At 53.7% G+C, this 23612-nt stretch carries 21 protein-coding genes; 8 read left to right on the forward strand and 13 right to left on the reverse strand.

What is annotated here, in order from left to right:
• Positions 1-207: 207 nt before the first annotated feature.
• The 7 genes from ppiA to QWJ20_RS19625 all read right to left on the reverse strand — a co-directional run bounded on the left by ppiA (position 208) and on the right by QWJ20_RS19625 (position 7654).
• Complete coding sequence (gene ppiA, locus QWJ20_RS19595; protein ID WP_039484588.1) at positions 208-780, reverse strand: peptidylprolyl isomerase A; 573 nt, start codon at positions 778-780, stop codon at positions 208-210.
• Between the two features lie 236 nt (positions 781-1016).
• Positions 1017-1793: an ABC transporter ATP-binding protein gene (locus tag QWJ20_RS19600; protein WP_170310727.1), complete on the reverse strand. Its 777-nt coding sequence runs from the start codon at positions 1791-1793 to the stop codon at positions 1017-1019.
• A 44-nt stretch (positions 1794-1837) separates the two neighbouring features.
• Positions 1838-2725, reverse strand: coding sequence for an ABC transporter ATP-binding protein (locus QWJ20_RS19605; protein WP_080728066.1), 888 nt, complete (start codon positions 2723-2725; stop codon positions 1838-1840).
• Positions 2697-3578, reverse strand: coding sequence for an ABC transporter permease (locus QWJ20_RS19610; RefSeq protein ID WP_095701977.1), 882 nt, complete (start codon positions 3576-3578; stop codon positions 2697-2699). The genes QWJ20_RS19605 and QWJ20_RS19610 overlap by 29 nt, the downstream gene beginning before the upstream one ends.
• 38 nt (positions 3579-3616) lie before the next feature.
• The gene (locus QWJ20_RS19615; protein WP_039484597.1) at positions 3617-4657 is read right to left on the reverse strand and encodes an ABC transporter permease; all 1041 of its coding nucleotides are present in this window, start codon (positions 4655-4657) and stop codon (positions 3617-3619) included.
• 132 nt (positions 4658-4789) lie between these two features.
• The gene (locus tag QWJ20_RS19620; protein WP_039484600.1) at positions 4790-6400 is read right to left on the reverse strand and encodes an ABC transporter substrate-binding protein; all 1611 of its coding nucleotides are present in this window, start codon (positions 6398-6400) and stop codon (positions 4790-4792) included.
• A 99-nt stretch (positions 6401-6499) separates the two neighbouring features.
• Entirely contained in the window at positions 6500-7654 is a 1155-nt protein-coding gene (locus tag QWJ20_RS19625) for a mandelate racemase family protein (RefSeq protein ID WP_095701978.1), read from the reverse strand.
• Between the two features lie 636 nt (positions 7655-8290).
• On the opposite strand from QWJ20_RS19625, the gene nirB reads away from it, so the two are divergent.
• The 8 genes from nirB (at position 8291) to QWJ20_RS19665 (ending at position 17842) form a co-directional block, all read left to right on the forward strand.
• Positions 8291-10843, forward strand: coding sequence for a nitrite reductase large subunit NirB (gene nirB, locus QWJ20_RS19630; protein ID WP_224073020.1), 2553 nt, complete (start codon positions 8291-8293; stop codon positions 10841-10843).
• Positions 10840-11208 carry a nitrite reductase small subunit NirD gene (gene nirD, locus QWJ20_RS19635; protein WP_039484605.1) on the forward strand — a complete coding sequence of 123 codons (369 nt, stop codon included), beginning with the start codon at positions 10840-10842 and terminating at the stop codon, positions 11206-11208. The genes nirB and nirD overlap by 4 nt, the downstream gene beginning before the upstream one ends.
• A 26-nt stretch (positions 11209-11234) precedes the next feature.
• Positions 11235-12614, forward strand: coding sequence for a siroheme synthase CysG (gene cysG, locus QWJ20_RS19640; protein ID WP_433993284.1), 1380 nt, complete (start codon positions 11235-11237; stop codon positions 12612-12614).
• A gap of 518 nt (positions 12615-13132) precedes the next feature.
• Positions 13133-13849, forward strand: a complete 717-nt coding sequence (locus tag QWJ20_RS19645; RefSeq protein WP_039484611.1) for an ABC transporter permease — start codon at positions 13133-13135, stop codon at positions 13847-13849.
• Positions 13849-14583 carry an ABC transporter permease gene (locus QWJ20_RS19650; protein WP_224073018.1) on the forward strand — a complete coding sequence of 245 codons (735 nt, stop codon included), beginning with the start codon at positions 13849-13851 and terminating at the stop codon, positions 14581-14583. The genes QWJ20_RS19645 and QWJ20_RS19650 overlap by 1 nt, the downstream gene beginning before the upstream one ends.
• Positions 14580-15344, forward strand: a complete 765-nt coding sequence (locus QWJ20_RS19655; protein ID WP_095993023.1) for an ABC transporter ATP-binding protein — start codon at positions 14580-14582, stop codon at positions 15342-15344. Before QWJ20_RS19650 ends, QWJ20_RS19655 begins: the two co-directional genes overlap by 4 nt.
• Positions 15345-15420: 76 nt before the next feature.
• Positions 15421-16290, forward strand: coding sequence for a transporter substrate-binding domain-containing protein (locus tag QWJ20_RS19660; protein ID WP_014701663.1), 870 nt, complete (start codon positions 15421-15423; stop codon positions 16288-16290).
• 94 nt (positions 16291-16384) lie between these two features.
• Positions 16385-17842, forward strand: a complete 1458-nt coding sequence (locus QWJ20_RS19665) for a M20 family metallopeptidase (RefSeq protein ID WP_433993285.1) — start codon at positions 16385-16387, stop codon at positions 17840-17842.
• A gap of 75 nt (positions 17843-17917) precedes the next feature.
• Here the strand turns inward: QWJ20_RS19665 and trpS are convergent, their stop codons facing one another.
• The 6 genes from trpS to aroB form a co-directional block, all read right to left on the reverse strand.
• The gene (gene trpS, locus QWJ20_RS19670) at positions 17918-18922 is read right to left on the reverse strand and encodes a tryptophan--tRNA ligase (protein WP_095993025.1); all 1005 of its coding nucleotides are present in this window, start codon (positions 18920-18922) and stop codon (positions 17918-17920) included.
• Positions 18919-19623, reverse strand: coding sequence for a phosphoglycolate phosphatase (locus QWJ20_RS19675; protein ID WP_039484623.1), 705 nt, complete (start codon positions 19621-19623; stop codon positions 18919-18921). Before QWJ20_RS19675 ends, trpS begins: the two co-directional genes overlap by 4 nt.
• Positions 19616-20293, reverse strand: coding sequence for a ribulose-phosphate 3-epimerase (rpe, locus tag QWJ20_RS19680; RefSeq protein WP_010297113.1), 678 nt, complete (start codon positions 20291-20293; stop codon positions 19616-19618). The genes QWJ20_RS19675 and rpe overlap by 8 nt, the downstream gene beginning before the upstream one ends.
• A gap of 112 nt (positions 20294-20405) precedes the next feature.
• On the reverse strand, positions 20406-21218 hold the full coding sequence (gene dam, locus QWJ20_RS19685; protein WP_039484628.1) for an adenine-specific DNA-methyltransferase: 813 nt from the start codon (positions 21216-21218) through the stop codon (positions 20406-20408).
• Between the two features lie 79 nt (positions 21219-21297).
• Positions 21298-22314 (reverse strand): SPOR domain-containing protein, encoded by a 1017-nt coding sequence (locus QWJ20_RS19690; protein WP_433993286.1) that lies wholly within the window; start codon positions 22312-22314, stop codon positions 21298-21300.
• Positions 22315-22497: 183 nt separating this feature from the next.
• Complete coding sequence (aroB, locus tag QWJ20_RS19695; protein WP_109412358.1) at positions 22498-23583, reverse strand: 3-dehydroquinate synthase; 1086 nt, start codon at positions 23581-23583, stop codon at positions 22498-22500.
• Positions 23584-23612 lie beyond the last annotated feature (29 nt).

Below are 23612 nucleotides of genomic sequence, written 5' to 3' on the forward strand. Positions count from 1 at the left end.
TACGGTACGGTACTGATGAAGTGAGTTCAGGGACTGGCTAAAAAATTTATGGCAAACTTGTGAAGCAGGCATAGAGGCGTGACCTTACTTTTTGGTGGAACACTAAGTAGATCACAACCTTCTATGCCTGTCTTTATTTATGGGGAACCGTCAGCACATCAGTGGCCTTTTTCGTATTCTCGGTTCTTTACTTATCTATCTCGTCAATCAGGGCAGCACTTTCGCAGACTGAATCACGATGGGTGCGGTCGGCACATTCTGGTAAGGCCCGACATTCTTCGTTGGCACCTGAGAGATCTTATCCACGACGTCCATGCCCTTCACGACTTTACCGAACACGGCGTAGCCAAAATCACGCTGGCCGTGATCGAGGAACGCATTGTCCGCGATGTTGATAAAGAACTGGCTGGTTGCACTGTCTTTATCAGACGTGCGCGCCATCGCGATCGTGCCGCGCTGGTTACGTAAACCATTATCGGCTTCATTCTTAATCGGTGCGTTCGTCGCTTTTTGGCTCATTTCGCCAGAAAAGCCGCCGCCCTGCACCATAAAGCCAGGGATCACACGGTGAAATGTCGTCCCGTTATAAAAACCGTTGTTAACGTACTCGACGAAATTTTTTACCGAAACCGGTGCCTTTTGATTATCTAAAGACAGTTCGATATTGCCCGCAGACGTCGTCAACAGCACACGCGTAGTGGCGTCGGAAGCCGCAAAAGCGGGAGAAAATGCCGTCAGTGAAATAAGGGCTGCCGCAGCAACCAGAGTACGTTTGAACATGAGAATTCCTTTTTGAAGAGGCCGACTACAGAAAGCGTAATGATTGTAAGTATCCGCACTCTTCAACGCTACCCATTTACCTTTTTTTACGTATAAAAGTCTGTTCGTAACCAACTGTGAGCGAAAACCTGTGCGTAAGATAAAAAAAGGGCCGATTGCTCGGCCCTCATAATAATTATCGCGCAACGCACCTAGTCCATATTTACTTAGTCCATACGTACTTAGTCTATAAATAGCTAGCCCATGCGCTCCGAACGCACCGCCAGATCGCGGCTGTACTGACGGCTGGCGTCCACCAGCATGGAGGTATAAGCGTCCTTCGGCATATCGCTGGTCAGGTCATCGGTTTCCAACGTTTCCAGTATTTTACCGTATTGCATCACCGCCACTTTATGACACAGGTGGGAAATCACGCCCAAGTCATGCGTCACCATCAGGTAAGTCAGCTTTTCCTGCTGCTGCAACTCCGTTAGCAGATTGAGAATTTCCGCCTGCACCGACACATCCAGCGCCGACGTCGGCTCATCCAGCAGCAGAACTCTCGGCTCCAGAATCAGCGCTCGGGCAATCGCCACACGCTGACGCTGCCCCCCCGAAAGCTGGTGCGGATAACGGCGGCGGAAGTGCGTTCCCAGCCCCACTTTCTCCAGCAAGGTATCGATACGATCGTCACGATCGTCAAAGCGGTGGATCGACAGCGGCTCTTCCAGAATCGACTCCACGGTATGACGAGGATGCAGCGATCCGTACGGATCCTGAAACACCATCTGCACCCGACGACAGCGCGCCTGATCGATTCGGTGTGCCAGTTTCTTCCCATCAATATGCAGCGTGCCTTCCCAGTGATTAAACAGCCCGGCCAGACACTTCAGCACGGTGGTTTTACCGGAACCCGATTCCCCTACCAGACCAAAGATATCGCCATCGTTAACAGTGAGGTTCACATCGTACAATACCTGATTCGCCGTGCTGCCCTGCCCAAAAGAGAGATTCAGGTTATTCACTTCGATCATCGGCTTACGCTGACTCATTGCTTCAGTTGCCATGATTATCCCCTTTATCCATTGATCCAGGCTGGATCGCGATTCATCACCGGCAAACGCGGGCGTCGATGGTCGATATCCGGCAGCGAATTCAGCAACCCACGCGTGTACGGATGCTGCGCGTTGTCCAGATCGGCGGCGGCAATGGATTCCACGACGCGTCCGGCATACATCACCAACACCCGATCGCAGAAGCTGCGTACCAGATTGATGTCGTGGCTGATGAAAATCAGCCCCAGACCGCGCTCGCTGACCAGATCGTCCAGCATTGCCAGCACCTGCAGACGTACGGACACATCCAGCGCGGAGGTCGGTTCATCGGCAATCACGATTTCGGGTTCAGTAATCAGCATCATCGCAATCATGATGCGCTGCCCCTGCCCGCCCGAGATCTCATGAGGGTACAGATTGTATACGCGCTCTGGCTGACGAATACGCACCACGTCCAGCATCGCCATGACCTTTGCCTTTGCCTCGCGGTGCGACACCCGGTGGTGTGCCAGATAGGCTTCGGCAATCTGATCGCCAACGCATACCACTGGGTTCAGCGAATATTTAGGGTCCTGCATAATCATGGAAATGCGCTTGCCACGGATCTGACGCATCCGCGCCTCATCCGCTTTCAGCAGGTCGGTATCGCCGAAGCGCAGTTTGTCTGCCGTAATCCGCGCGCTGTGCGGATGTAGTTGCAGCAGCGCACGGCCGACCGTCGATTTACCGGAGCCGGATTCGCCGACAATGGCCAGCTTTTCACAGCCCAGCGTGAAGGAGACGCCGCGCACGGCATCCGTCACAGCACCACGATTCACGAAGCTTACCCGCAGATTTTCCACTTCCATCAGGGGCGAGCTTCCCGGCGCAGGTTGAGAAGACTTATTCAGTTCTGGGATCGAGGATGTCACGTAGGCCGTCTCCAAGGAAGTTGAACGCCAGGCTGTTAATCAAAATCGCCAGCCCCGGAATAGTTACTAACCACCAGCACTCCATCATGTAACGACGACCCGCAGAGATCATCGCGCCCCATTCAGGATCGGGCGGCTGTGCCCCCAACCCCAGAAAGCCCAGACCCGCCGCTGTCAGAATGATGCCCGCCATATTCATGGTGATACGAATAATCACCGACGGCAGACACAGCGGCACAATGTGGTGCAGCAGGATGCGGATAGAGGATGCGCCTTGCAGCTTCACGGCAGACACAAAGTCCGCGTGACGCAGCGACAGCGTCTCCGCCCTTGCCAGACGGGCAATCGGCGGCCAGGCCGTCAGCGTAATCGCAATCACCACATGCTCCAGACCCGGACCAAGCGCCGCAACGAACGCCAGCGCCAACACCAGACTAGGGAACGAAATGAAGATATCGGTGATACGCATCAGGATGGTATCGACGATACCGCCGTAATACCCGGCCACCACGCCCAGCGCCAGCCCGATGGGCCCCACGGTTACCGACACCAGCGCAACGATATACAGCGTGATGCGTGAACCATAGACCAGACGACTAAACACATCGCGCCCAAACTCATCGGTGCCAAAGTAATGCGCCGCACTCGGGGCCTGTAGCGCGTTAGCCAAATCCTGTACCAGCGGATCGTGCGTGGCGATCCACGGGGCGAAAATAGCGACCAGAATCAAAACCAGCACAATCGCAGAACCAATCGCGGTCAGCGGATTGCGCATCATCGTCAAGAGAAACCCGCCGATTCGCGCACCGCGTAGCCGCAGGCGGCTCACACGTTTTTCCGGCGGTGTCCGCATTACCGATTCACGGCTGACCGGCGGCTCAGAGGAAATATTCATGCGTTCGTCCTCGGATCAAAGATTTGATACAACATGTCCGACAGCAGGTTAAGCGTCACGAAGATCAACCCGACTAGCAGCACACATCCCATAACCGCGTTCATATCCCCCAGCAGCAGGCTGCCTGTCAGATAAGAGCCAAAGCCAGGCCATGAGAAGACCGTTTCGATCAGTACCGCCCCTTCCAGCAGCGAGCCATACGCCAGCGCCACCACCGTCAGAAGCTGAACCAGAATATTGCGAAACGCGTGCGCCCAGACAACGCGGAACTCAGACAGCCCTTTCACTCGCGCGGTAATGATGTATTCCTGCGAAAGCTGCGCCAGCATGAAGCTACGCGTCATACGGCTGATATAAGCCAGCGAGTGGAAACCAAGAATCGTGGCTGGCAACACCAGATGGTTCAGCGCGCTGCGGAATACATCCCACTCGCCTGCCAGTAGTGAATCCACCAGCAGCAGACCGGTACGGTTCTCCACCAGGCCGTCGTAGGCCATATCAACCCGTCCGGCACCGCCAACCCAGTTCAGCCAGGCATAGAACACCAGCAGCCCCATCATCCCGACCCAGAATATTGGCGTGGAATAACCGGCCAGACTGATAAAACGCACCACATAATCCGCCCACTTGCCGCGTCGCGCCGCAGCCAGCACGCCGAGTGGTATGCCCAGACCCGCACCGACAATAATCGCCATGGTGGCAAGTTCGATGGTGGCAGGGAAAACGCGGATAATGTCATCCATTACCGGTCGCCCGGTCAGGAGGGCATTGCCCAAATCCCCATGCATCAGAGAATTGAAGTAAATAAAGAACTGCACATACAGCGGCTTATCCAACCCCAGCTGTTGGTAAACCTGTTGATAGGTACTTTGGTCGGCGTCCTGTCCGACAATAGCCAGGACTGGATCGATTGGCATCACGCGGCCGATCACGAAGGTCAGGATTAATAACCCGAACAGCGTAACGACGACCTGAAACAGACGTTTTGCCAAACGACGCAGTACTCCACCCGGCTTGATCCAATCAGAGAAAACCATGTTCTTTCTCCTGATATCCCGGTGAGCGGCGACAGCAAACCACCACTCACGCGGTCATCTCTTTTTAACGTATCTGATCGGGATGATTAGCCGGGAACGTATCGGCTAATCATCCGGTTTAACGTGTGGACACTAGCGCTGCTTATACACCTCACGCAGATGCGTCGTAGAAGACGGATGCGGCACATAGCCTTTCACGTCCTTACGCAACACCACAGAATCGATCATCTGCGACACCGGAATGATGGCCGGGAACAGTTCTTCATAGCGATTCTGTACGTTGATATACATCTGCTTCTGTTTCTGAGGGTCTTTCTCCAACAGCGCCTGATCGATCATGTCGTTCAGAGGCTTGTCGTAGAAAGACGTGCGCCAGCCCTGGAAGTTGGTCAGTTTGGCTTCGTCGCTGTTATCCGGGTTATAGACAACAGAACGCAGGCTGGAGTGAGGATGCGGATCGACGCCGCCACCGCCGCGGCCAACCAGCATATCGAAGTTACGATCGCGCATTGCGCCGTAAACCTGATTACCGGTGCCGGAGATGATTTTGGCTTTGATGCCCGCCTGTGCCAGCGTGGACTGTACCGACGTCGCCAGATTCAGGAACGGCTGATCGGACAAGACACGCAGCGTGGTTTCAAATCCATTCGGGTAGCCCGCTTCAGCCAGCAGTGCCTTGGCGCGTGGCACGTCCAGCTTGTAGCCAGGATCCGGCAACGTCGCATCCATCCCTTTCTGGATAGGGCGCTGATGATAGAAACCATAGCCAGGCATTACCGTCTTATTGACGCCATCGTAATCAATCAGGTAACGAACCGCTTCGCGCACTTTCGGTTTAGCGAAGTATTCGTTTTTCAGGCTCATTGCAACGTAGTACAGCGTGCCTTTTTTCACCTCATCAACTACAACGTCTTTATCTTGTTTTAATGCATTGATATCCGGCACCGACATGCCAGAGGCAACGTCAATATCGCCTTTTTCAATCATCAGGCGCAGCGCCTGTGATTCAGTCATGTGACGGAAAATCACGCGGCGCATTTTCGCATCGCCCTGCCAGTTGTTCTCAACCTTGCTGATACGCAGCACGTCTTTCGCCTGCCACACGTCCAGCTTGAACGGGCCGGAACCGGCTTCGTTCGTGGTCAGCCAACCGTTACCCCAGTCGCCGTTTTTCTCATGCTGCATCACCGTTTTACTGTCCAGCACCGAGCCACTACCCAGCGTTGCCAGCGAGTAGAGCACCAGTTTTGGATCGTTCGGTTTTGGCAGTTCGATTTCAACGGTGTGAGCATCTTTGGCGCGGATCATTTTCTCCACGTTTTCCGCGGTGAAGCCGTAGGATTTCCACGTCGTGGCCTGTGCCATGTTGAGGTTAAGCAGACGCTTCATCGACCAGGCGAAGTCTTGCGCCGTTACGGGGTTACCGGAATGGAATTTGGCGTTATCCACCAGATTGAAGGTAATGACGTTCCCATCATCACTGACGCTCCAGCTTTTCGCCAGAGAAGGCTGGATGTTACTCAGGTTGGCGGGATCCAGCACCACCAGCGAGTCATAGAGGTTGACGATAATGCCCACCACTTCGTTACCGGTCATGGCGGCCGGATCGAGTGAGAGCATGTTGTTCATGTTCATCCCCACGATCAGCTGATCGTCAGGGGTTTTTGCCGATAGAATGGCCGGCGTGGCGGCCATGCAGAGTGAACCTAACAGCAGGGTACGGAGTATTGCTCGTGCTTTCATCATTATTCTCCAAGGTGTGGGAGCATGGAAGACGACAACTTTTTATTTTTTAGGTAAGGCTATCTTTCAGGTAGAACAAAAAACCATTAGAACAAAACGTTATTCTTTACTTAGGGTATGCTCCTCAATCCAGTCAAAATTAATATCTTCTCCCAGCCCTGGACGTTGCGGCAGATGCACAAAGCCCTCGTCGTCCATTGGATCGACAATCGAATTCAGATAAGCAGCAGGTTCGTCGTAATCGAGGAAAGGATGCAGCAGCCCGCGCTCATACCAGCGGCAGTTTTTGATAGCACCCACGACGTTGAGGTTTGGTGCACCGTTACCGTGAATTTCGCAGTCCATACCGAAGGATTCCGCCAGGCTCGCGACTTTCATACACGGCCAGAGACCGCCCACGCCTTGCACGCCCGCACGTAAAATGTCGCATGCACCTTCTTTAACCCAGTCAGCACGGCTGAAGTATTTGCCTGACAGACTTTCCGGCCCGATAACATCGATATCCAGGCTCTTGGTCAGCCAGCTGTAGGACGCCATGCTCTGTTCTTCCATCGGCTCTTCAAACCAGGTGAAATCGAGCTTTTGCAGTTCACGGCCGATGTACAGCGCATCGCTACGGCTGTACCAGTGGTAACCATCCAGCATCAGACAGATGTCTGGGCCGACTGCTTCACGTACTGCCGCACAGGCTTGTACGTCAATCTTCGGGCTAGGCGCGAATGACACCGGCGGCATCCAGGTATGCAACTTGATGGCTTTATAGCCGCGCTGCACCAGTTTTTCTGCAAACTGACCAAACTCATCCGGTGTAGATAAACCGCCTTCCAGCTCATCACCACACATGGTGCTGCCGTAAGCAGGGACTTTTTCACGATAGCCGCCGAGCAGTTTATGCACCGGCATATTCAGCACGCGACCTTGCAGATCCCACAGTGCGGATTCCACAATCGACAGCGCGCGGTCGGTCAGCTGGTTAGCGCTACCGCGTTGCCAGTGCACCAGATCCTGCCACAGGCGCTCACGGTCAAACGGGTTTTGCCCGATCAGCACTTTGCGGAAGAAAGCATTAACGATATGAGGACGAATCACTTCCGGCGGAGCGAAAGCGTAGCCTTTTTGCCCATCATCTGCCGTGATGGTTAACAGCGCCATCTTAGCCTGATTTTCAGGTCCCGGGTGTGAATGACCCGCACTGTCGGAAACCCGGCGTGTGGGATAAGTGAAGACGGTGACATCAATTGATTCTATTTTCACGTTGTTACCTGCCTTGATGTTTAACACAACTCATGTACACGATGACGAATGTAAGCCACATAAATAATTAAAGAATAACTTCACTAACTGTGTTGGTCCTGTCGATAAAAAACATCGCTATTTTTCTGGTACAGCCTCATAAGTCGATCAACGTCACAGAAAAAGAAATAGCGTGCTAATTAAAAAAAAATGCTGTTTTATTTTCAATTATTAAGGTTGCGACGCCGTTAGTCATTAGGCAATTTCTTCCATATGACGAAATTATGTCGCCGATAACTGTGCAATTGCACACAACCTTGTGAGCATTATCACCAGAACATTTCATATCCTTATTAAACAAATGGATAATCCCTTAGTTTTATTTTTAAGCGCTCAGGAACGTGAATGATTGACGAGGGGAACGATTACTCTGATAGCGGATTGGCCGCTAATCAGTCGGCTTCTGACCAAAAGCGTGCTATAGGTCTCATTTTTGCTAATCGCTAAAACCCCAACAAAAACCAAGGCTTAAGAAAAAATAAGTAAAATCATCAACATACTCATAAAGTAGTATATAAAAGACTATTTGATGTACATCAATAAGCGCCCAGTGTGGAGCGATAAGGTAACCTCAGAAGAAGCAATTTTGAGGCAAAAATGAACAAAGTCAGACTCGCTGTTATCGGTAACGGGATGGTTGGCCACCGTTTTATCGAAGAGTTGCTGGATAAGGCCCCGACATCCACCTACGATATTACCGTTTTTTGTGAAGAACCCCGCGTCGCCTACGATCGTGTCCACCTCTCTTCTTACTTCGCGCACCACACGGTAGAAGAGCTCTCTTTAGTACGCGAAGGCTACTACGAAAAAAATGGCGTTAAAGTCCTGCTCGGTGAACGCGCCATCACCATCAACCGCAGTGAAAAAGCCATTCACTCCAATTCCGGCCGTACCGTGTATTACGACAAGTTAATCATGGCAACCGGCTCCTATCCGTGGATCCCGTCAATCAAAGGATCAAACGGGCAAGACTGTTTCGTCTACCGCACCATTGAAGATCTGAACGCCATCGAAAACTGCGCACGCCGTAGCAAACGCGGCGCGGTGATCGGCGGGGGTCTATTAGGTCTGGAAGCGGCTGGCGCGCTGAAACACCTTGGCGTGGAAACGCACGTCATTGAGTTCGCCCCGGTGCTCATGGCCGAACAGCTGGATGCACAGGGCGGCGCCCTGCTGCAACGCAAGATTGAAAACATGGGTGTGCGTGTGCACACCAGCAAGAATACGCAGGCCATTCAGCATTCCGGTCTGGAAAACCGCAAGACGATGGTGTTTGCCGACGGCAGCACGCTGGAAGTCGACTTCATCGTGTTCTCGACCGGTATCCGCGCACAGGACAAACTGGCGCGTCAGTGTGCGCTGGAAATCGGCCCACGCGGCGGTATCGCGATTAACGACTGGTGCCAGACCTCCGACCCGGACGTCTACGCTATCGGCGAATGTGCCGCCTGGCATGGCCGACCATTTGGTCTGGTCGCACCCGGCTACAAGATGGCACAGGTTGCCGTCGATCACCTGTTAGGACATGAAAACCGCTTCCAAGGTGCCGACATGAGCGCCAAGCTCAAGCTGATGGGCGTCGATGTCGGCGGGATTGGCGACGCACACGGCCATACGCCGGGCTCTCGCAGCTACATGTGGCTGGATGAAAATAAAGAAACCTACAAACGTCTGATCGTCAGCGCCGATAATAAAACGCTGCTCGGTGCCGTACTGGTCGGCGACACGCGGGATTACGGCAACCTGCTGCAATTCATGCTGAACAAAATCCCGCTGCCGGATTCTCCTGAAGCGCTGATTCTTCCTGCGTCCGCTGGCAGTGCGAAACCGACGCTGGGTGTCGATGCTCTGCCGGAAAGTGCGCAAATCTGCTCCTGCTTCGATGTGTCCAAAGGCGACATCATCAAAGCGATTAACGGCGGCTGTCACACTGTCGCGGCGCTTAAGGAAACCACCAAAGCCGGTACGGGCTGCGGCGGCTGTATCCCGCTGCTTACGCAGGTGTTAAATTCAGAACTCAGCAAGCAGGGGATCGAAGTCAATAATCACCTGTGTGAGCACTTCGCCTATTCGCGTCAGGAGCTGTACCACCTGATCCAAATCGAAAAAATTAAAACGTTCGATCAACTGCTGGAGAAACACGGTTCAGGCTACGGCTGTGAGGTCTGTAAACCAACCGCCGCGTCCCTGCTGGCGTCCTGCTGGAACGAGTACGTGCTCAAACCGCAGCACACGCCATTGCAGGATTCCAACGATAACTTCCTCGGCAATATCCAGAAAGACGGCACTTACTCCGTGATCCCACGTTCCGCAGGCGGGGAAATCACGCCGGATGGCCTGATCGCCATTGGTCGCATCGCGAAGCAATATAACCTGTACACCAAAATGACCGGCTCTCAGCGCATGGCGCTATTCGGTGTACAGAAAGGCGACCTGCCTGACGTATGGGCTCAGCTCATCGAAGCCGGATTTGAAACCGGCCACGCTTATGCCAAGGCGTTACGTATGGCAAAAACCTGCGTCGGCAGCACCTGGTGCCGCTTTGGCGTCGGCGACAGCGTGGGCTTTGGCGTCGAGCTGGAAAACCGCTACAAAGGCATCCGCACACCGCACAAAATGAAATTTGGCGTCTCCGGCTGTACGCGGGAATGTGCAGAAGCACAGGGTAAAGACGTTGGGATTATCGCCACCGAAAAAGGCTGGAACCTCTATGTATGCGGCAACGGTGGGATGAAGCCGCGCCACGCCGACCTGCTGGCAGCCGACTTAGACCGCGAAACGGTAGTCCGCTATCTGGACCGCTTCATGATGTTCTACATCCGCACGGCCGATAAGCTCCAGCGTACGTCAGTCTGGCTGGATAATCTCGAAGGCGGTATCGACTATCTGCGTAATGTGATTGTGAAAGACAAACTGAGCATTAACGATCAGCTTGAAGCCGATATTGCACGGCTGCGGGAAGGTTACCTCTGCGAATGGCAGGCGACGCTGGAAGATCCAGACGCACAGAAACGCTTTGCCCACTTCATTAACAGCCCAGAGCGTGACCCTAATGTGCAGATGGTGGGTGAACGTCAACAACACCGTCCGGCGCGCCCTGCCGAGCGCATTCCGGTGAAACAGATTGAGTTAGAGGAGGAAAACGCATGAGCCAGTGGACGACCGTATGTAAGTTAGACGACATCCTGCCCGGCACTGGCGTTTGCGCCCTCGTCGAGCAGCAACAGGTTGCCGTGTTCCGCCCACGTAACGATGAGCAGGTTTACGCCATCAGTAATATCGACCCATTCGCGCAGGCTAGCGTATTAAGTCGCGGGATAGTGGGCGAGCATCAGGACGATCTTTGGGTCGCAAGCCCATTGAAAAAACAGCATTTCCGCCTTTATGATGGCTTCTGTCTGGAGGATGGAGCCTATTCTGTTGCAGCTTATGATACTCAGGTAACAAACGGTAATGTGCAAATATCCATCGCAGACCGTGACATCGCGGTTGATAATAGCCAACCATTACCCTAATAACCTGAGTTTTTAAGAGGCGTTACATGGATTACCTACCAATATTCTGTCAGTTGCACGATAAACCTTGTCTATTGGTAGGAGGAGGTGAAATAGCCGAGCGCAAAGCCCGGCTATTGCTGGATGCTGGCGCAGTGATTACCGTCAATGCGCTCGATTTTAACGATCAATTTCGGGCGTGGGAGCAGGATGCTCAATTAACGCTGGTACACGGCACTTTCGATCCCACGTTACTGGACGCGGTGTGGCTGGTGATTGCCGCTACCGACGATCAGGACGTCAATAACCATGTCTATGCCAGCGCCAGCGAGCGCCGGATTTTCTGTAACGTGGTGGATTCACCAGAACGCGCCAGCTTCATTATGCCGTCGATCATCGACCGTTCACCGCTGATGGTCGCGGTGTCTTCTGGCGGCGCTGCACCGGTATTGGCTCGGCTACTGCGGGAAAAACTGGAAAGTATTCTGCCGCAAAATCTCGGTAAGCTGGCGACATATGCAGGTGAATTGCGCAGTCGGGTCAAAAGCCGATTCCGCAATATGAGCGCGCGTCGTCGCTTCTGGGAAAAGCTCTTCGTACACGATCGGCTAGCGCAGGCGCTGGCAAACGACAATAGCCAGAGCGTTAACCAACTGACCGAACTGCTTTTCTCCGCGCCGCTTGATGACCGGGGCGAAGTGACACTGGTCGGCGCTGGGCCGGGCGACGCAGGGTTACTGACGTTAAAAGGCCTACAGCATCTCCAGCAGGCCGACATCGTCGTTTACGATCGACTGGTATCGAAAGAGATCCTCAACCTGTCACGCCGCGACGCCGAGCGAATCTTCGTCGGTAAAGAGTCTGGCTATCACAGCGTTCCTCAGGATCAAATCAATCAGTTGCTGGAAGAAAAGGCACGCGCCGGTCATCGGGTTGTCAGGCTGAAAGGCGGTGATCCCTTTATCTTCGGCCGTGGTGCCGAAGAGCTGGAGCACCTGCAACAGGCGGGCATACCGTTCTCCGTCGTCCCCGGTATTACGGCCGCGTCGGGCTGTTCAGCCTACAGCGGCATCCCGCTCACCCATCGCGACCACTCACAGGGCGTCAGGCTGATCACCGGACACGTCAAGCACGACACCAATCTGGATTGGTCCAGCCTCGCTGCGGAAAAACAAACGCTGGTGTTTTACATGGGTCTTCAGCAAGCTGAGCACATTCAAAGTAAGCTCATCGAGCAGCGGTTACCGGAAACCGTGCCTGTCGCGATTATCGAAAACGGCACCTCAACCAAACAGCGCGTGCTGAGTGGACAGCTCTCCCAGTTGGGCGAATTAGCACAGAAGGCCAGCAGCCCGAGTTTGATCATCATCGGCAACGTTGTCGGGCTGCGGGAAAAATTGAGCTGGTTCTCTGACCAGACAGCATAATCCTCTCCCTACTGCCCTACTCACCCGCTATCCGTTCTGCCGGATAGCGGTTATTGCACCATCATAATGCAACGCCCCGCCAAATAGCATAATAATGCACTATTTTGAACATACTCCCTTACAAAATGTCACTTTAATGCTTTACCGCAGGCCACATCTGCCTTATTTTGACTAAAACAAAACCCATTAATAAGCAGACTATATGAATAAATAATCAATAATCGTTTACGTAAAACGTGGCCCGACTATTGCTTAGCTTTCTAATAGATTCGCGGCACGACCTCTGAATCGTTCCTATCGAACCGATTTCATCGTCAAGCCATCGTGGTTTATCGAAACATGGTTTATCGAAACGCGGGTTATCGAAATTAGTGCCTCATAGAATGAGTCCATATCGAAAGGTGATACATCGCGTCATGACGTATTTCTACTCTCGTTCCTGAACGGAGTATGTAGTCCTCTCATCACAAAAACAGTTCTGTTCAGCAGAACAATAAGCAAGCAGTTTGGAGTCACTTGTGGAAGACGTTACTTTCTGGCAGCTCATCAGTTTTGGTGAACAGGGCTGGGGGAAATTATTACTCATCGGGGCAGGAATGACGCTCGCACTGGCGATCGGCGGCTTCCTGCTGGGGGCGGTTATCGGCACGATCGGTGCCTGGTCCAAAATTTGCGGCAATCGCCCCGTGCGCTATCTGGCCGATGGCTACACGACGCTTATCCGTGGCGTCCCCGATCTACTCATCATCTACCTGCTGTATTTCGGCGGCAGCTCTGCCTTAACTCTGCTCGCCAAACTGTTTGGCAGCAATGAGTTCTTTGGCTTTCCCGGCTTCCTCGCCGGGGTAATCGCCGTCGGCATTTCCTCCGGCGCGCAGCAGACGGAAGTCTACCGCGGAGCCTTCTACGCCGTGTCCAAAGGGGAAATTGAAGCTGCTAAAGCCTGCGGTATGCCAACGCTACTGCGCCTGCGCCGCATCATCATACCGCTCCTGCTGCGCCACGCGATCCCGCCACTCGGCAACGTGTGGCAGCTGGTGTTGAAAACCTCCGCGCTGGTTTCCGTTACTGGCGTCGCTGAACTATTGACGCAGGCGCAAACTGGCGCAGGCTCTACCGGCAAACCGTTTGATTTCTTCATGGCGGCCGCGCTGCTGTATCTGGTTATCTCAATCTGTTCCGGCTGGATTATGCGCCGTGCTGAGTCTCATTATTCCCGGGGTGTGAAACGCTGATGGATTTTCCTTTTCTGTACGAAACGTTTCTGGAGATTATTCCCGGTATCCCGTTAACCCTGCAACTGGCGGTCAGCTCGGTCTTTCTGGGCTTCTTTCTGGCGCTGGGCTTGGCATTGATGCAGTTATCATCCTTTGCTGTAATACGCGCCATTGCCCGGACCTACGTACTGTTTTTCCGCGGTACGCCGCTGCTGGTTCAGCTGTTCCTGATTTACTACGGGCTGGGGCAATTCACCTGGGTTCGGGAAAGTATACTTTGGCCATTCCTGCGGGAACCACACTGGTGCGCCCTGCTGTCGCTCAGCCTGTGTACCGGTGCCTATGCCAGTGAAATTATCCGTGGCGGATTGCAGTCCGTTCCGGTTGGTCAGATTGAATCGGCACGCGCCTGCGGCATGCCGTCATTCATGATTTTCAAGCGTATCGTTTTTCCACTGGCAATCCGTCAGGCACTCCCCGCGTACGGCAACGAGCTAATCTCGATGGTCAAATCGACCTCGCTGGCTTCCATCATCACGCTGATGGAAATCACCGGAATCGCAGCACGCCTCATCGCGGAAACCTACCGGGCGCTCGAAGTGTTCCTGGTCGCCGGTGCTATTTATCTGTTTATTAACCTTATTCTGACACGTTTACTGATGTGGACAGAATTTACGCTTACCCCTCATCTCCGTGCGCCGGGTGCGCAACCGGCAGCGAAAAAAATTAAGAAATTGGGAGATTTGCAATGACGACACCCGCCATTAGCCTGCGCAACATCCATAAAAGCTTCGGCTCTCTGGACGTCCTGAAAGGGATTTCGATTGAGGCCAATCAGGGGGAAGTCATCTCCATTCTGGGATCGTCCGGTTCCGGTAAATCGACGCTGCTGCGCTGTAGCAACCTGCTTGAGCTTCCCGATCAGGGCGAGATTATCGTCGGCGGAGAAGCGATTGAAATGAAGCCGAACCGCAAAGGGCAGAACCGCCCGTCGAACCTCAAACAGATCGACAGAATTCGTACTCAGTTGGGCATGGTGTTCCAGAATTTTAACCTCTGGTCACACAAGACCGTGCTGGAAAACATCATCGAAGCGCCCGTGCACGTCTTAAAGCGTCCACAGGCGGAGTGCGTGGAGCACGCCGAGCAGCTGTTAGAGAAAGTCGGTCTGGCGGATAAGCGTCACTACTATCCCGCGCATTTGTCCGGTGGACAGCAGCAGCGTGCCGCAATTGCCCGTGCGCTCGCGATGGAACCGAAAGTGATGCTGTTTGATGAGCCGACTTCCGCGCTCGACCCAGAGCTGGTCGGCGAAGTGCTGCGCGTCATGCGCACGCTGGCGGACGAAGGGATGACCATGCTGGTCGTGACCCACGAAATGGATTTTGCCCGCGAAGTCTCCAACCGCATTGTCTTCCTCCATCAGGGGGAAATTGAAGAACAGGGAACGCCGGAGCAAGTTTTCACTGCCAGCCAGTCAGCTCGCTTCCGGCAATTTATTGCCAGTTGGTAAACACAATCTCACCACTCTCGTTACAGTGGTGGGAAATAAACAAAATATAACGATATAACACGCCGGGAGAACACCAATGATCAAATCAAAACTCACTCTGCTCGCTTGCTCGCTGTGTATGGCAGGCACGCTGGCCGCCTCATTCACCGCCTCAGCGGAAGAGAAAAAATGGACGACCGTCCGCATCGCGACCGAAGGCGCTTACCACCCGTATAACTTCACCAAACCAGACGGTACTCTGGATGGTATGGAGATCGAGCTGTACAAAGTGCTGTGTAACAACATGCAGGTGAAATGCGAGATCATGGTTCAACCCTTCGCCAGCGCGATTCCTGCGCTGAACGCGGGTAAATATGATGCGATCATCGCAGGTATGTCCGCCACGGCAAAACGTCGTGAAGTGATCGATTTCAGCCAGCCGTACACGCAGGCAGGGCAGACTTTCGCCGTGCTGAAATCCAGCTCACTCGCCAAAGATTTCCCAGACGCTGGCGTGCGTTTCTCCATTGAACCCGCCGATGAAGCGAAAGCACTGGCAGAAGTTGAGAAGCTGAAACCGCTGCTGGAAGGCAAAACCATCGGCGTGCAGTCCGCCTCTATCGCCAGCGCCTTTTTGGATAAATACATGAAAGGCGTGATGAAAGTACGCGAATATAAAACCACGCAGGAACACGATCTGGATCTGAAAGCAGGCCGTGTGGATCTGGTCATCGCTTCCGCGCCTTATCTGAAAAGCACGACGGACAAACCGGGCAATGACAACATCGTGATGCCAGGACCACAGTTCATCGGCGGCATTCTGGGCAGCGGTTCTTCCGTTGGCCTGCGTAAAAGCGATCCTGAGCTGAAAGCCATGTTCGACAAGGCAATCGATCAGGCTAAACAAGACGGTACCATCAGAAAGCTGAGCGAAAAATGGTTCGGCATGGACACCACGCCGCTCTAAGCGTTACCCAATCGCTGAATCGCGTGTCATGGCTGACTGGTTGTGACACGCTCCTCGCCAATGCCATCAAAGAAATCAAACGAGCACACCACGCATGAATGCAACACACAATGAAGGAACGCTGCCGACCGTCAATCGCCAGACCGTGGAAGAGATCTGCGATCTGATTGCCGCCAAGCGGCAGCAGTTCTGTACGCTGAGCGACGGCATCTGGGATACGCCAGAGCTGAACTACGAAGAGCATCGTTCGGCGGCACAGCACGAAGCCATCCTGAAAGCAGAAGGCTTCCGTCTGACGAAAGGCATCGCCAGCATGCCGACCGCGCTGCTGGGAGAATTCGGCGAAGGTCTGCCGATTATCGCCATTCTGGGTGAATACGATGCGCTGCCGGGTCTGAGCCAGCAGGCGAACGTCGCTGAACCGAAGCCGCTGGAAAACGGTGGCAACGGCCACGGCTGCGGACATAACCTGCTCGGTACCGCAGCGCTACAGGCAGCGACGGCAGTGAAAGATTATCTGCAAAAGCACGCACTGGCTGGAACCGTCCGCTTTTACGGCTGCCCTGCGGAAGAAGGCGGATCGTCCAAAGGCTTTATGGTCAAGGAAGGCGTTTTTGACGACGTTGATATCGCCCTCTGCTGGCACCCGGCGACTTTCACCGGCGTTAACAGCCCAGTATCGCTGGCCTGTAACGAACTGAATTTTCACTTTAAAGGTCGTGCGGCTCATGCCGCCAGCAGCCCACATCTGGGACGCAGCGCGCTGGATGCCGTGGAGCTCATGAACGTTGGCGTGAACTACATGCGTGAGCACATGCCGTCCTCTGCCCGTATCCACTATGCGATTACCGACAGCGGCGGCCACGCCCCGAACGTCGTTCAGGCCAACGCCACCGTGCGTTACCTCGTACGGGCACGTCAGTTGCCGGAACTGCACCAGTTGGTCAAACGCGTGAAGAAAATTGCCGAAGGCGCGGCGCTGATGACGGAAACCGAAGTCAGCAGCGAAGTGATCAGCGGTGATGCCAATCTGTTGGCAAACCCGCCGCTGGAAGCGCGTATGCACGAACATCTGCTGGCGCTCGGCCCGATACCGTTCGATGACGAAGACCGCAAAATGGCTGCGATGTTCCAGACCGCGCTGAGCGCCGAAGACATCGCCGAATCCTACGCGCGTTTCGGCGTTAAACCGCAGCCAGGTTTAACGCTGCACGACGGAATTTATCCGCTGTATAGCCCGAATGACGCCTTCATCGGCTCTACCGACGTGGGAACGGTCAGTTGGGTTGTGCCAACCGTGCAGATTCGCAGCGCCACTTACGCCATCGGCACGCCAGCGCATTCATGGCAGTTGGTCGCACAGGGGAAAACCGGGGCCGCACACAAAGGCACGGAATACGCGGCGAAAGCAATGGCCTCACTGGCTATCGATCTGCTGGCCACGCCCGAACTGATTGCACAGGCGAAAGCCGACCATCAGGAAAGATTGCAGCAGACACCGTTTGAGAACCCGATTCCAGACGACGTGTTTGCACCTATCCCACAGGGATAAGAGGCCGATTCGAAGGGATTAGGTAAGCAGTAGCAGGACACCGTCAGGAGAGAGCCTCCTGACGGTAATTAAGCCTTACGGGCGGGTAACAAAACCGATAGCGTCGTAGACTTTCTTCAGCGTTTCCTGTGCGCGAGCACTCGCTTTATCAGCCCCTTCACGCATGATCTGTTGCAGGAAAGCCTCATCGTTACGGTAGCGATGATAACGTTCTTGCAGCTCAGACAGCATACCGGATACGGCATCCGCCACCGCGCCTTTCAGGTGACCATACATCTGGCCGTTAAATTCCTGCTCCAGCTCAGGGATGGGTTTTCCCGTGACGCCAGACAGAATATCCAACAGGTTGGATACCCCGGCTTTATTCGCCACGTCATAGCGAATGACGGGCGGCTCATCGGAATCCGTCATCGCGCGTTTGATCTTCTTCACCACCGCTTTCGGATCTTCCAGCAGCCCGATAACGTTATTGCGGTTATCGTCAGACTTGGACATCTTCTTGGTCGGTTCCAGCAGCGACATCACGCGGGCACCCGATTTCGGAATGAACGGTTCTGGCACTTTGAAAATGTCGCCATACAGGCTGTTGAAGCGCTGCCCGACGTCACGGCTCAATTCCAAATGCTGTTTCTGATCTTCACCCACGGGAACCTGATTCGTTTGGTACAACAGGATATCCGCCGCCATCAGCACCGGATAACTAAACAGACCGGCGTTGATGTTCTCTTCATAACGTGCGGATTTATCCTTGAACTGCGTCATGCGGCTCAGTTCGCCGAAATACGCGTAGCAGTTCAGTATCCAGCTCAGTTGGCTGTGCTCAGGCACGTGCGACTGAACAAAAATGGTGCTCTTCTTCGGATCGATGCCACAGGCCAGATACAGCGCCAGCGTATCCAGCGTCGCTTTTCTCAGCGCCTGCGGATCCTGACGTACCGTGATGGCATGCAAATCCACAATGCAATAGATGCAGTCGTAATCGTCCTGCATGTTGACCCACTGACGTAACGCCCCCATGTAGTTACCAATGGTCAATTCACCAGACGGCTGCGCACCGCTAAATACAATGGGCTTGCTCATACTAAGGGTTCCTGATTGTGTGAAGAAGAATGCCCGATCAGGGGCAAAATATCGGCAAAACGATCCAGAACGACATCCGGCTGACTCAGCTCGATCGCTTCACCATAGTTATAACCATACGTCATGCCGACACTGCGGCAGCTCGCCGCCTGTGCCGCCTGAATATCATTGCGGGAATCGCCGACGAACAGGAGTTCGCTGGCACGCAGCCCCAGCTTACCGAGCACCAGATAGAGCGGCGCAGGATGCGGCTTTTTCACAATGACGTCATCGCCACCGATGATCAGCGAAAAATAGTCGCCAATCCCTAATCCTGCCAGCAGCGGCGCAACGAACGGCGTTGGTTTATTGGTCACCACCGCCATCGGAACGCCCTGCTGCGCCAACTGCGCCAGCGTCTCTTTTACCTGTGGAAACAGCGTACTGCCGCTATCCACGGTCTGCGCATAATAGCTATCGAACCGCTCACGGGTTTCCTGCAAGCGTGCGGCAGTTGGCTCAACGCCAGCCCAGCGCAGCGCCCGTTCAACCATCACGTCCGCACCGTTACCGATCCAGGTTGCGACGCGAGCTTCGCCCGCAGCAGGCAACGACTGCGCCACTAAGGCCTGATCGATAGCCGCCGCCAGACCCGGAGCACTGTGAATCAATGTCCCGTCCAAATCAAAAGCTAATCCGCGAACTGCGGTTAATTCAGTCATGTGTCGTCCTTGAAATTTCACTACGCATTTGATCAATGACGGCACGGTAATCTGGATGACCAAAAATAGCCGATCCCGCCACAAACATATCTGCGCCCGCTTCAGCAATTGCGCCGATATTTTCTACTTTTACGCCGCCATCGACTTCCAGTCGAATGTCATAACCGCTGTCGTCGATCAAGCGACGAACCTGACGCAGTTTATCCAGCGTGCTGGGAATAAAGGACTGGCCGCCAAATCCAGGGTTAACCGACATCAGCAGAATGATGTCCAGCTTATCCATGACGTAATCGAGATAGCTCAGCGGTGTCGCCGGGTTAAACACCAGCCCGGCTTTGCAGCCGTGATCTTTGATCAGTTGCAGTGAACGATCGAGATGATCCGTAGCTTCGGGATGAAAGGTAATGAAACTGGCTCCCGCATTGGCGAAATCCGGGATGATACGATCGACCGGTTTCACCATCAGGTGAACGTCAATCGGCGCGGTAATGCCGTAATCGCGCAGGGATTTCAGGACCAGCGGACCAATCGTCAAATTTGGCACATAGTGGTTATCCATGACATCAAAATGGACCACATCAGCCCCGGCAGCCAATACGTTAGCGGTATCTTCACCAAGACGGGCAAAATCAGCCGACAGAATGGACGGCGCGATTAAAAACGGTTTCATTCATTTCTCCAAACGATAAAGTCTGAATGCCTGCGGGTAACCTATTCCCGGCTAATGACGCTTCTCAGACGGCATTAACCGATTCACCGCGCTCTGTGTACCCCAAACGGTATTACCGATATAGGGCTAATAACTCGTTTACTTTACTACGCCCTAAAATATTACGGCTAATCGTTCTGCGCGCTTTAACAACATACAGCACAGCTTCCTGATACCACTCACGAGTCAGTAACGTGTCATGATTGGAGATCAGTACCGGAATCTGGCTTTCTGCTGACAAACGGCGTGCCAATTGCGCCAAACTCTGCTGGTCGGCACGACTGAAATTATTGGTGTGATAGGCCGTAAAATTCGCGGTCGCAGACAGCGGCGCATAAGGCGGATCGCAATAAATGACCGATCCCTTCTCTGCTTTTTCCAGCGTGTCCTGATAATGCTCACAGACGAAAGTGGCATTTTTCGCTTTGAAAGCGAACCAGCGAATTTCTTCTTCAGGAAAATAGGGCTTCTTGTAGCGCCCGAAAGGAACATTGAATTCACCGCGCATGTTGTAACGGCACAGGCCGTTATAGCAGTGGCGATTCAAATAGAGAAACAGCAGCGCGCGCCGATAGGCATCGCTGCAAAGGTTAAATTCTTCACGCAGCAGATAAAACGTCTCTGACGTGTTGACCTCATCCGTAAAAAGTTTACGGGCGTCGGCAACAAACTCATCTGTATTCGATTTAACGATATTGTAGAGATTAATCAGGTCGCTATTAATATCAGCCAGTATGTAGCGATCGTATTCCGTATTCAGAAATACGGAACCCGCGCCAACAAAGGGCTCAATGAGACAGTCTCCTGCGGGTAAATAGCGACGAATTTCTTCTACCAGCGGATATTTACCACCAGCCCATTTTAAAAAAGCGCGGTTCTTCTTCATGCCGTCGTTAGTTACTCATACGTTTCAGAGCCGCGGATTGTACTCTGTGTCAGACAGCACATCAGGGCTAAAATTGGTGTTACTTATTCAAGTCCTGCTTCACCTGGCGGATCGGCTTAACCCATGGTTTTTTCGCTTGTACCTCTGCGGGCAACGCGGCAATCGCCTGTTTCGCTTCCGCAGAAGAAGCATAGACTCCGGTCACTAACACATACCAGGATTTTCCGTCTCGTTTCGTTTCATACACCCACGAATGGGCGAGATTATGTTGTTTTGCGTAGGCTTTCAGCGTATCCGAGCGTGACGCGCTGCTCAATTGCAACGTAAAACTGCTGGCAGGCGCATTCTGTACGGAGACGTTCTGTCCGGCCGCCGCAGGCGCTGCTTTGGCGTTAGCCGCAGGTTTACTTGCTACTGGCGCTTTTGGCGCGCTGTTCGCAGCAGGCTTAGCGTTGCTAGCGTGTGCAGGCGTCGTATTGTGCGTATTTTTAGCGGATGTCGCCGCAGGCGTTTTCCCCGTTGGGGCGACCGTCGCAGGCGCCGTTGGCAGCGTCGAGTTTCCTGCCGCACCCTGAGAGAATTCGCTAACGCGCCCTTGCTGTTGCGACAGCGCATCGGTGATATTGCCCGGCAGCTCAATACGCTGCTGGCCTGCCACTGGCGGTTGAATCTGTGCATCCGTCGGCGTACCAGAAATCGGTGGAGCACTTAATGTCTGAGGCGACGTCGGCGTTTGAGAAGACGCCTGCCCTGGCATTTGACCATGACTGGCCTCGCCGGAAACGGCCGCAGGGTTTTCACTCGGTGAGGAAGGCTGCGCGCTCTGGGTCATTGCAGACGAGGAAGAGAGATCGATATTTCGCTCACCACCCGCTTGATTCTGCGTCTGTGATGTCTGTGGCTGAGAAGGTGCCTGCAAAGCCGATCCAATACCCACGATCAGCAACACCAGCACCACGATCCCGATGCCAATCATCAGGTGCTGTCTGGAAAGCGCGATCTTAGGTACCGCGAAATTGCTGCTTTTCTGCTGACGAGTAGGTCGACGGTCACTGGTATCAGGCTTCAGTTCATCTTCCGGCTTGAACTCATCCATTTAACATCTCCCCACTAAAAAGCTCGAATTCGCCACGCGGTCGCCAAGGCGAATCATTGAATCGTAACGCATTGTATTTTATTAACCATAACCCATCAGGGCTTGTCTGTCGTTAATACTTATCTTTCATAACGGATAGTCTTTCATAGCGGATTGTCTTTCATAACCCGATAGCATTACGCATCAGGCAAGACAATCAGCTATCGAAGCCAACACCATGTCATGCGCGACGCCGCCACGAACTTCTGATTGACCAATCGCCGTTGGCAGCACCAAGCGTAACTCACCCGCCAGCACTTTCTTATCGCGCATCATATGAGGAAGATAGGATTCAGGTGTCATTTGCGTCGGGCCGTTCACCGGCAGGCCAGCGCGAATCAGCAGAGACTTGACTCGCTCGACATCCTCAGCGGAGAACTGCCCAAGGCGACGTGCCGTATGCGCAGCCATCACCATGCCTGCTGCAACCGCTTCGCCGTGAAGCCAGTTACCGTAGCCCATTTCTGCTTCAATGGCATGCCCGTAAGTATGGCCCAAGTTGAGCAGCGCACGCATACCACTTTCACGTTCATCTGCTGCAACCACCGCCGCTTTAATCTCACAGCAGCGACGAATGCAGTAAGCCAGCGCGTCATGCTCTAGCGCACGCACGGCTTCAATGTTTTCTTCGAGCCAAATAAAGAAATCGCGATCCAGAATAATGCCGTACTTGATCACTTCCGCCAGCCCGGATGACAATTCCCGTGCAGGTAAAGATTTCAGGCAGTCCAGATCGATCACGACCGATACGGGCTGGTAGAACGCCCCGATCATGTTTTTACCCAACGGGTGGTTGACGGCGGTTTTACCACCGACGGAGGAATCTACTTGCGATAACAGCGTTGTCGGCACCTGAATAAACCGGACGCCACGCTGATAACTGGCCGCGGCAAAACCGGCTAAATCGCCGATGACACCGCCACCCAAGGCAACAATCGTCGTATCACGACCATGCGGTTTCGCCAACAGCGCGGTAAAAACCTGATCCAATACGGTCAACGATTTGTGCTGCTCGCCGTCAGGTAAGATAACCTGATCGACATGCACGCCACTGTTTTCCAACACACCACGAACGCGGTCAAGGTACAGAGGAGCCAACGTCTGGTTCGTCACCAGCATGGCCTGCTCCCCCGCTTTCAACGGCATAAAAGAAGCCGAATCATCAAATAATCCAGCGGCTATCGTAATGGGGTAACTACGTTCCCCTAGTGTTACGGTAATTCTTTCCATGCGCGTTAAACAACCCGTTCAGGATCCGC

Source organism: Pectobacterium sp. S5, assembly GCF_051707265.1.
Lineage (GTDB): Bacteria > Pseudomonadota > Gammaproteobacteria > Enterobacterales > Enterobacteriaceae > Pectobacterium > Pectobacterium polare.

What these genes read in the sequence shown, in the direction of transcription:
- nirB (WP_224073020.1), top strand. Translation starts at nt 8,291, where the DNA reads ATGAACAAAGTCAGACTCGCTGTTATCGGTAACGGGATGGTTGGCCAC.
- trpS (WP_095993025.1), bottom strand. Translation starts at nt 18,922, where the DNA reads ATGAGCAAGCCCATTGTATTTAGCGGTGCGCAGCCGTCTGGTGAATTG.
- QWJ20_RS19610 (WP_095701977.1), bottom strand. Translation starts at nt 3,578, where the DNA reads ATGCGGACACCGCCGGAAAAACGTGTGAGCCGCCTGCGGCTACGCGGT.
- dam (WP_039484628.1), bottom strand. Translation starts at nt 21,218, where the DNA reads ATGAAGAAGAACCGCGCTTTTTTAAAATGGGCTGGTGGTAAATATCCG.
- QWJ20_RS19600 (WP_170310727.1), bottom strand. Translation starts at nt 1,793, where the DNA reads ATGATCGAAGTGAATAACCTGAATCTCTCTTTTGGGCAGGGCAGCACG.
- QWJ20_RS19615 (WP_039484597.1), bottom strand. Translation starts at nt 4,657, where the DNA reads ATGGTTTTCTCTGATTGGATCAAGCCGGGTGGAGTACTGCGTCGTTTG.
- aroB (WP_109412358.1), bottom strand. Translation starts at nt 23,583, where the DNA reads ATGGAAAGAATTACCGTAACACTAGGGGAACGTAGTTACCCCATTACG.
- QWJ20_RS19690 (WP_433993286.1), bottom strand. Translation starts at nt 22,314, where the DNA reads ATGGATGAGTTCAAGCCGGAAGATGAACTGAAGCCTGATACCAGTGAC.
- rpe (WP_010297113.1), bottom strand. Translation starts at nt 20,293, where the DNA reads ATGAAACCGTTTTTAATCGCGCCGTCCATTCTGTCGGCTGATTTTGCC.
- QWJ20_RS19660 (WP_014701663.1), top strand. Translation starts at nt 15,421, where the DNA reads ATGATCAAATCAAAACTCACTCTGCTCGCTTGCTCGCTGTGTATGGCA.
- QWJ20_RS19655 (WP_095993023.1), top strand. Translation starts at nt 14,580, where the DNA reads ATGACGACACCCGCCATTAGCCTGCGCAACATCCATAAAAGCTTCGGC.
- cysG (WP_433993284.1), top strand. Translation starts at nt 11,235, where the DNA reads ATGGATTACCTACCAATATTCTGTCAGTTGCACGATAAACCTTGTCTA.
- ppiA (WP_039484588.1), bottom strand. Translation starts at nt 780, where the DNA reads ATGTTCAAACGTACTCTGGTTGCTGCGGCAGCCCTTATTTCACTGACG.
- QWJ20_RS19665 (WP_433993285.1), top strand. Translation starts at nt 16,385, where the DNA reads ATGAATGCAACACACAATGAAGGAACGCTGCCGACCGTCAATCGCCAG.
- QWJ20_RS19620 (WP_039484600.1), bottom strand. Translation starts at nt 6,400, where the DNA reads ATGAAAGCACGAGCAATACTCCGTACCCTGCTGTTAGGTTCACTCTGC.
- QWJ20_RS19650 (WP_224073018.1), top strand. Translation starts at nt 13,849, where the DNA reads ATGGATTTTCCTTTTCTGTACGAAACGTTTCTGGAGATTATTCCCGGT.
- nirD (WP_039484605.1), top strand. Translation starts at nt 10,840, where the DNA reads ATGAGCCAGTGGACGACCGTATGTAAGTTAGACGACATCCTGCCCGGC.
- QWJ20_RS19675 (WP_039484623.1), bottom strand. Translation starts at nt 19,623, where the DNA reads ATGACTGAATTAACCGCAGTTCGCGGATTAGCTTTTGATTTGGACGGG.